At 48.4% G+C, this 8,353-nt stretch carries 8 protein-coding genes and 1 pseudogene; all 9 read right to left on the reverse strand.

What is annotated here, in order from left to right:
- On the reverse strand, positions 1 to 902 hold a 902-nt coding region (ccsA, locus tag QM579_RS04230; protein ID WP_414997962.1), incomplete at its 3' end, for a cytochrome c biogenesis protein CcsA.
- Positions 903 to 935: 33 nt separating this feature from the next.
- Complete coding sequence (locus QM579_RS04235; RefSeq protein WP_414997963.1) at positions 936 to 1,127, reverse strand: hypothetical protein; 192 nt, start codon at positions 1,125 to 1,127, stop codon at positions 936 to 938.
- A 10-nt stretch (positions 1,128 to 1,137) separates the two neighbouring features.
- Positions 1,138 to 1,770, reverse strand: coding sequence for a class I SAM-dependent methyltransferase (locus QM579_RS04240; RefSeq protein ID WP_414997964.1), 633 nt, complete (start codon positions 1,768 to 1,770; stop codon positions 1,138 to 1,140).
- Positions 1,771 to 1,855: 85 nt separating this feature from the next.
- Positions 1,856 to 2,215, reverse strand: coding sequence for a hypothetical protein (locus QM579_RS04245; RefSeq protein ID WP_414997965.1), 360 nt, complete (start codon positions 2,213 to 2,215; stop codon positions 1,856 to 1,858).
- 455 nt (positions 2,216 to 2,670) lie between these two features.
- Positions 2,671 to 3,243, reverse strand: coding sequence for a M23 family metallopeptidase (locus QM579_RS04250; protein WP_414997966.1), 573 nt, complete (start codon positions 3,241 to 3,243; stop codon positions 2,671 to 2,673).
- Positions 3,244 to 3,634: 391 nt separating this feature from the next.
- A pseudogene (locus QM579_RS04255) lies at positions 3,635 to 3,759 on the reverse strand (transposase); the annotation flags it as partial.
- 488 nt (positions 3,760 to 4,247) lie between these two features.
- The gene (xsc, locus tag QM579_RS04260) at positions 4,248 to 5,990 is read right to left on the reverse strand and encodes a sulfoacetaldehyde acetyltransferase (RefSeq protein WP_414997967.1); all 1,743 of its coding nucleotides are present in this window, start codon (positions 5,988 to 5,990) and stop codon (positions 4,248 to 4,250) included.
- Between the two features lie 98 nt (positions 5,991 to 6,088).
- Complete coding sequence (locus tag QM579_RS04265) at positions 6,089 to 7,330, reverse strand: MFS transporter (RefSeq protein WP_414997968.1); 1,242 nt, start codon at positions 7,328 to 7,330, stop codon at positions 6,089 to 6,091.
- 140 nt (positions 7,331 to 7,470) lie between these two features.
- A partial coding sequence (locus QM579_RS04270) for an amidohydrolase family protein (protein WP_414997969.1) occupies positions 7,471 to 8,353 on the reverse strand: 883 nt, incomplete at its 5' end.

An 8,353-nucleotide genomic window follows, 5' to 3' on the forward strand; every position in this document is an offset into this window, starting at 1 on the left:
ATTCTGGTGTGCAGCAAGGCAGTGGCTGAAAACCAGGGGATAAGCGAGGCATTCTCAACGGGATCCCAGGCCCAGTATCCCCCCCAGCCCAGCTCCATATAGGCCCACCACCCGCCGAGTATTATACCCGCCGTCAGGGTGCTCCACGACATGAGAATCCAGTTTTGTGAAGGAATATACCATGCCTTTTTTTCTCCAGCCATCACTGCGCCCATAGCCAGACAGGCAGGAATTGTAAAGCCAGCATAGCCAATAAATAAAAGCGGAGGATGCAGCACCATCCCGATGTTGCGCAGCAGCGGGTTGAGCCCGCGCCCTTCAGCAGGCGGCACTTCGTACGTGGTGAACGGGTTAGACATTTGTGCTATCAGCAGTAGAAAAAAAGCCTGGATGAACATATAAAATAGCCAGAAGTAAATCTTATGTTTGGCAGAAAGACTTTTGTATGTCGGACTTGCAATGAGTATGCAGCCGAACCCGGCAATCAAGAAAGCCCAAAACAATAATGAACCTTCCTGTCCTGCCCAAAATGCAGCCAAGGTATAGAAAAGGGATAGCGTGTCATCTGTGTAACTTGCAATATATACCAACGAATAGTCACGTGCCAAAAGCCCATAAAGAAGAGCGCCAGAAGCGCAAAAAATAAGGGCAAAAGCTGCCAGTTGCAGCTTTTCAAAAAGCTTTACATGCCCTGTTTGCTCATTCCAGGCATTGTAACATGCTGTTGATGAGCCGGCTAAAAATAATGCCATTGCAGTGAGCATGGCTCCGTGTGCCGTAAGATACATTGCGCCTCCTAGGCCTGATTGTGTAATGTTTATAGCGGACGCAGACACACCAAAGTCAGAACAGGGGCGGTCATTGTTAAATTTTCTCAAAAGCAAGTGACGTGCCAGAATCATTGAAGGGCTTGCTGTCTTAACGCAGTAAGTTTTCTAAACAATTTTCAATTCTGGCTGAGTAAAAAATGCACGGAAAGACGTTTCTTTGAGTAAAAAATGATCAACCGGCATATAAACAGAATGAGCTGAATCCCCCTGACTGCGCAGTGGGACGCCGTCAGGGGGATTCAGTTCATTGCTGTGTTTCCAGACTGGTCTGTAGTTTGTATTTTCAGGCTTGCGCATGCGTTTGCGTTTAGCCCTGATTCAAGATGGTATAAGATTCTATTTTTGCCGGTGGAATGTTTCTTGAGACAATTTGTGCAGCCTTGGGAATAAATCCATATTGCCGGAGAGGATAATTAAGCCACCATGCGTAGGTGTACTGTATGAAAACCCCTCCCCTTTGGGAGAGCACTGTATGAACCTCTCTCATAATCTCTTCTACTATGGCCGTAGGTAGAACACGTAACGGCAAAGATGAAATAATCGCGCATACACCAGCATTTTTATGATGACTGGCAATAATGGATTCTAGTGAGCAGGCATTGCCAATAATCAAGGGAACATCTGGGCACTGTGTGCTGAATTCCTTGCAAAAACCTTCGGAAATTTCGACTGCCATAATGCGTTCAGGAGATACTCCGGCACGAATGAGTTCGGCACTGATAATACCGGACCCCGCTCCAAGGTCTATCACTATGCCTTTTCCAGGCAGGACCATGTGGATAAGAGCCTTGGCCAGCGATCTGCTGCTGGAGCATATGGATCCGACTGAAGCGGGAGAACAGACAAATTCTCTGAAAAAAATGCCAACAGAACGCATCCTTTCGGCAAAATCCAGATATATCTGTTTATCAAAAAGGCCGTGTATATTTGGGACAAACATGGCAGGTGCTCTTGCGGCAGGTAGAGTTATTTGCGCGTCCAGCAGGTTCGCGCTGGACGCGTTCAGGTATTACAGGATTTAGCGCTTAGTCGCGGTGATTTTTCTCCTTCGCATGTATTGCGGGGTTGTCCGCCGCCTTTTCATGTCCGCCTCCATGCTCGTCAAAGGCGTAAACCTGAGACGCACTCTGGCTGGTCGTGCTAAGCTCTGCGGCATGTGTCGCCGCATTGTTGCCCGCTTTTTCATGACCGCCACCGTGATCAGCGAAAGCGACGGTGCTTTGCTGTGTTGATGAGATTCCAGCGTTGTTATGTTCTCCAACCTGGTGGGCAGAAGGTTTATCATGCCCATATTCCCCAACCCAAGCATATGCGGCAGAAGTGGTCCCCAAAAAGGCCAGAGAAAGCGCAAGGGCCGTAGCAGTGATACCTTTATTCACAATCATACTGTTCTCCTCTATTGTAAAATATTTTCCGGTGATGGAACACTTCCCCACGACTGTTTGTAGGGATGCCTTGTAGCGTAGCAAATAGTGTTCCATGTAAATAAATTAATAAAATAAGTGAATTATATTTTTTATCATAAGGAGAAAATATAAGTAGAAAATTTTTACTCACATTTAAAGATGCAATGAGTAAAATTTACTCCATCATTCCTGTGACCTATGAGTATAGATGCTTTTATGCAAGCAGCGAATATCATCAAACAATTATATCGATCTGAGGAAGGTGCACGGCATGAGAGGAGTACATTGGTCAGGGTGAAACTCATTTTGCATGACTGCAGTAATGCTAACGGGACCGCTACGGTGCAGCCTAAAGCAAATGGAAGCTACCCACCTTTGAAAAGACAAGAAGGATGGTGCGAATGAAGCAGGTTTTTTGGGGATCTGGCAGAAGCTTACGACCAGGGCACCATCAAAGATGGATCAACATGCTTGCTGTCCAGCAGAACTTCAAAGTGCAGGTTCGGCCCTGTTGTTCTGCCGGACCTGCCTACTGCGCCCAATTTTTTTCCGGCCGTAACCTTTTCGCCCTGACGTACAGCGAAATTATCCAAATGGGCGTAACGCGTGGTCAGACCATTTCCATGATCTATTTCTATTACTCGGCCATATGCGCCTTTTTTGCCCACAAAAACGACATGTCCTGATGCTGAGGCAAGGACCGGACTGCCGCGCTTAGCGCTGAGGTCAATGCCCTTATGCTGGCGAACTCGTTTTTTGCCAAGTTTACGTTTGCCGTAAGCTGAAGAAAGCTGTCCCGCAGCTGGTTTCACGTGAAGTGTCGTTGATGCTTTTTTAGCTTTATTTTTTTGTCTTAAAGTTGGAACGGCTTTCTCCTCCGAGACCAACAGCGCCGTGGAAAATGGAGCATGAGGAGATTCCATTTGTGAAATGGGTTGCTTGGCTGTGCAGCCGGAAGCCAAAATTACCATGGCGAGAATCAGGGGGATTGAATTTTTTTTTAACATACCTTTTTAATTGAATATTAACAGTTGGAGAGGACAAGACTTCACTTGTACAAAAATTGAGGCGTTATGAAATAGCCCATTGCTTCAGAAACCTAAGCAAGCACTGTGCCATGACATTATCCTTACGCAAGAATCAATCTTTGAGCGAATTAGGCCATACCGGGTAAAGGTTCTGAGTCATTTCAACTCAAAAATCATTCAGCGTGGGTAAAAAAGACTCAACTCAAATAAAGACCAAGGTGAAAAGAATTTTTTCAGCGATGACTTTGAGGTAGTGTACAAACACATCGAAGAAATAACACTTTGGATCAGCCTTGGAAGACTTGGAGCCGCAGCTTACAGGCATGAAGGGCTTATCGGTCGCCAGCTCGAAATTGACGACCTATCTCATTCGCCAGCGGTAGAGCAAATTCGGAGCAACGCCATACGTTCGTGCTACCAGATCAACCGACTGACCGGGGCCATACTGGCCTCTATCAGGCGAACTTTCTCACTGGCAGGCCAGCGACGAAGCAATTACCATAAAAGACCGCCTGTATTGAACGAGGCGGTTTGCAAGTGTCGCGAGCAAGAAACAGCCATGCTATTTCAAAAAGCCAACACACAAGAGCATCATTCGCACTTCTATTGCGGAATGCTGAAATTGGGCGTCTTGCTATGCGCAGAAGCTTGGACTATTTGGTAAAATGATAGTTTTAAGCAAGCTACATGGTCACTCCTAAACAGTGATAAAAGGGGCTTGTTGATCTAAAATTTAAATTTTTATATCAATTCCAAATATTTAAGCAGTCCACTTTTCAAATCCTCACTTACTTCGGACGCAAGCCTTGGGGAAAGTTCGCCTAATATCTCTGCTACAAAAAAACATTTTTGCTTTCAGGCATAAGAATTGCGCGCCGTGACTGCTTCCATAAAGCAGAAAGGCCAGCGCTTTTCAGCGCTGGCCTTGGCAAACTCAGATAAAAGAATTCTGCTCCCGTCTCGAAATCGACGGCTCTAAGAGTTTAAAAGAACTTTTTATCCAAATGCGCATACTTTGGCAGATGGCGCGTTGGCAACGCCAGAGCATCCTTGCGGAAAGGCGGGGCAAGGTGCTGGTTGCTGCCGTCCGTCATGATTTCAATCACAGCGGGGCGTCGATTCTTTTTAGCGCACTCCAGGGCTTCAGCGAGGTCTTTTTGCGTATTTACACAATACCCGTCCGCCCCCATGGCCTCACCTATCTTGGCATATGACTTCGACCAGATGTCCGCGCCGACAAAGCGGTTGTTGTAAAAATCCATCTGATTTTTCTTTTCCGCGCACCAGGCACCGTTGTTATATACCGTGGCTATGACAGGAAGGTTGTACTGACAAGCCGTAGGAACTTCAAAAAGGCTCATACCCCAAGCGCCGTCGCCAGCAATGGAAAGCACAGTGTCTTCAGGGCAGGCAAGTTGAGCACCAAGAGCAGCCTGATAGGCAAACCCGGTGTTTCCGAATGTGAGCGTGGCGATATGCCGTTTGGGATTATTGAAGCGCAGATAGCTGTTTGCTGTTGAGGACGTATTGCCAATATCGGTGGTAGCGATGGCGTTGGTATCGGTAACAAACTTGCCCACAACTTCCAGAGCCTTGCGGGGGTGCATGCGCCCTGGCAAGGTCGGATCATTGGCAATGGCCGCCATGTCTTTGTACCATTCTTCAAGCTCTTCCCGAATCATATTGTGCACGGGGGTCACATCGGCCTTGGCCGGAACCGATTCGCGCAACTGCTTGAAAAGCTCTTCCGAAGCGTCTTTGGCGTCGGCGCACAAACCCACTGCCACAGGGTGTGTTTTGGCGATATGGCGTGGATTGATATCGATCTGCACAATTTTGGCACTTTTGGGGAAATAATTGATGCCATACTGCGGCAACGTGCCGAAGTAAGAGAGGCGCGTACCCACGGCAAGGATGACATCCGCCTTTTGAAGAATGCGCATGGCAGCCTTTGAACCCATATAGCCGATGGGGCCCGTCCAAAGGGGGTGACCATATTCAAAGGCGTCGTTATGCATATAGGTCGTCGCCACGGGCGCGCCCAGATGCTCGGCAAGAGCCTTGATTACACCCACGCTATCCGTATCAACAACGCCGCGGCCAGAAATTATCACTGGATTCTTGGCGTTTTTAAGCACTTCAACAGCGGCTTTGAAATGTTCCGGATTGCCTATGCCGCCTGGAGCCACCCTATATTGTGAAGGGTGCAGGATTTCTTCGTCAAGCTCCCCATAAAAGTAATCTCTGGGAATATCCACAAGCACTGGTCCCCGTTCTGCGTAAGCTATGCGAAAAGCAGTACGCAGAATATCAGCGGATCGATTGGGATGCGGAACCCTGAGCGAAGCCTTGGTGATTGGCTTGAAAATATTCCACGTATCGCACTCCTGAAACCCGTCCCAGCCGATTGATCCTGTGCCAGCGCTGGGAGAAAGCACTACCATGGGCGTATGCGCCATATTGGCAGTGGCTACTGCTGTAACATAGTTTGTTATACCAGGGCCGTTCTGGCCGATCACTACGCCAGCTTTTCCCGTAAGGCGTCCGTAGGCATCTGCCATATGCCCAGCTGTCTGTTCGTGACGTACCGAAATAAAATCAATTCCGGCAGCGGGCAGCAGGTCAAGAAGATCCATAAAGGCGGAACCAAGAATACCGCTCATATGGTTAACGCCTTCCTGCAACAATACTTCTGCCATTGCCTCGCTGGGAGTCATTTTAGGCATGACTGTTCTCCGTTCTTTCTGAATGTTAATCCATTTTCTGCCGATCATCCGTTAAACATTAAACCCGCATCGCTGACCGGCTGCCATACCCAATGCAATTAGTCACTGATTGACCTGAACCTTGTTTCAGGCAGGAAAAGCAGTGAAATAAGGGAGATCATATAAAAAACAGTAGTCAGCCCCAGCCCTATGGCCAAACCGTAAGAGCTTGCAGCAACACCGATCAGCAAGGGTGAAAGCATGGAAAAAGCCTTGCCGACGTTGAAGGTGAAACTGACGCCCGTGGCTCGGGCTTCCACCGGATAAAGCTCGGCAAGATAGGCGCCAAACGTGCCGAAAAAGCCAAACGTACTCAGCCCTAAAAAGAAGCTGAACCAGAAAAGCAGTTCGGGACTTTCAATAGTCACATATATAAGTGTTGAAATTGCAGCTAAACTAATCCCCAGAAACATTGATGCCCTCCGCCCGATCACGCCGGAGAGGTAACCAAACAACTGGTGTCCACAAACACCGCCCAGATTCAGGATGAGAAGAAAAGTGCCGGACTTTACAATATCCAGGCCTCTGTATTTTGCCAGGTAGGTGGGAACCCAAGTGTTGCCGCCCCAAAAAGCCATGAGGGTTCCCGTAGCAAGCAGCGTGGCAAAAATGGTGCGTTTTAGGTAGCCGTGCTTGAACAGCGTGGCTAAAGCCATTGTAGGACGCATATCTGGCTTTTTCTTTTGGGCATTTTTCCACACTGCGGGTTCTCCCACAGCAAGCCGGATCCAAATGGCGATAAAGGCAGGAATAATGCCCAGGAAAAACAGAACACGCCACCCATATTCCGGCGCAATATACATATAAGCTAGAGTCGCCAGACCATAGCCAACGGGAAAGCCACTGTGCACTGTGGACGTGGCCCATGCACGCCACTTGGCTGGCCATGTTTCAGTAATCAGTGCGGCACCAACGCCCCACTCGCCGCCAAGACCGATTCCCGTCAAAAAACGTAAAAAGACCAATTGAGCATAGCTTTGGGCAAATCCGCATAACGCGGTAAAAACAGAGTAGAAAAGCATGGTTACCATAAGCATTTTAACTCTGCCGAATTTGTCTGCGAGCACCCCCACGAAAAGCCCACTGAACGCGGCTCCCACCAACGTGATGGTGACAAGAAAGCCCATACCCTCCATGCCAGTGCCAAATTCCTGCGCAATAAGGGGCAGAGCCAAAACAAGAAGCATCGCATCCATAGCATCCAGAGCCCAGCCGGCAAAAGTCGCCACAAGGCACTTCCAGCTCTCTCTGGTTACAACAAGGGGTTCACCCGTCTGGCTATGTGTCACTTCCGCGGACATATCGCCTCCATTCGTACCTGACCGTATACTCAGGCAAAATTTATCAATTATAAAACTACATACTGCACACTGTTATGTTGCTTTGTAAAAAGCACGGTACGTTGTTCATCTGTTGAAATGTTTGTCAGGAAATCGCAGAACTATTCATTTCTAAATAAAAGCTGTCTGTAGACAACTTTACCTTTCAATATTGTCATTTGTGGCACAAGCCATTTTTCTATTGTAGTGGTATTTCCCATGTAATCTTTCACCAGCATGGGATGTTCTTCTTCACGAAACACCGCCACATCAGCAACAGAACCGCAACTGAGGTCTCCGTGCTCCTTCAGCTTCATAACCATAGCTGGAGTTGAAGTCGCAGCACGGACAACATCGGGCAGCGGCATGCCAAAGGCCATGAAGCGGGTCATGGCATAAGCCATGCCGTGTGAGAGAGGGTCACAGTGGTTGAAGGCAGTGATATCGCTGCTGATGATACTGGGCGCGAAGCCCTGCTCCAGAGCGGCCTTGAGAATCGGAAAAGTATAAAATCGTTTTGCGCATGAGGTATCAAAGACCACTCCCCTCTGCCTCGCACGCATAAAAGCCTTCTTTACCATTCCCGCACTATCGAAAATGTTGCTTCCGTAAGGGTTATAGGTATGTGCGTAAATGTCACCGGCGCGCAGTCTTTCAACCAGATCTTCCGCATCCCCAGGGGGGTCCGGAGTATGCACAACCAGGGGCAAGCCAACATCTTCGGCAAGCTCCAGAGCCGCATCAAGTGGCTTGTAGCCCGAGGCACCGACTATTTCGCGTGACATGCGAATTTTAAGAGCAACTATTTTTCCTGGCCAGACTTCAAGACACTCTTTGATTCGGGTCAGGGAAAACAAGGCTGGATCAAGGTTTTCTGGCCAGCGTTCTGTGGCCAAACCAGCAGCCGACACATTAAGCATGGCGTAGCAGTTGACCGCGCAACGTTTTAACACCAACTCGTCAAAGAGAACAAAGGTGTCCACGCCAGCGCTTCCAGCATCGACC

Source organism: Desulfovibrio sp. (genome assembly GCF_047607245.1).
Taxonomy (GTDB): domain Bacteria; phylum Desulfobacterota; class Desulfovibrionia; order Desulfovibrionales; family Desulfovibrionaceae; genus Desulfovibrio.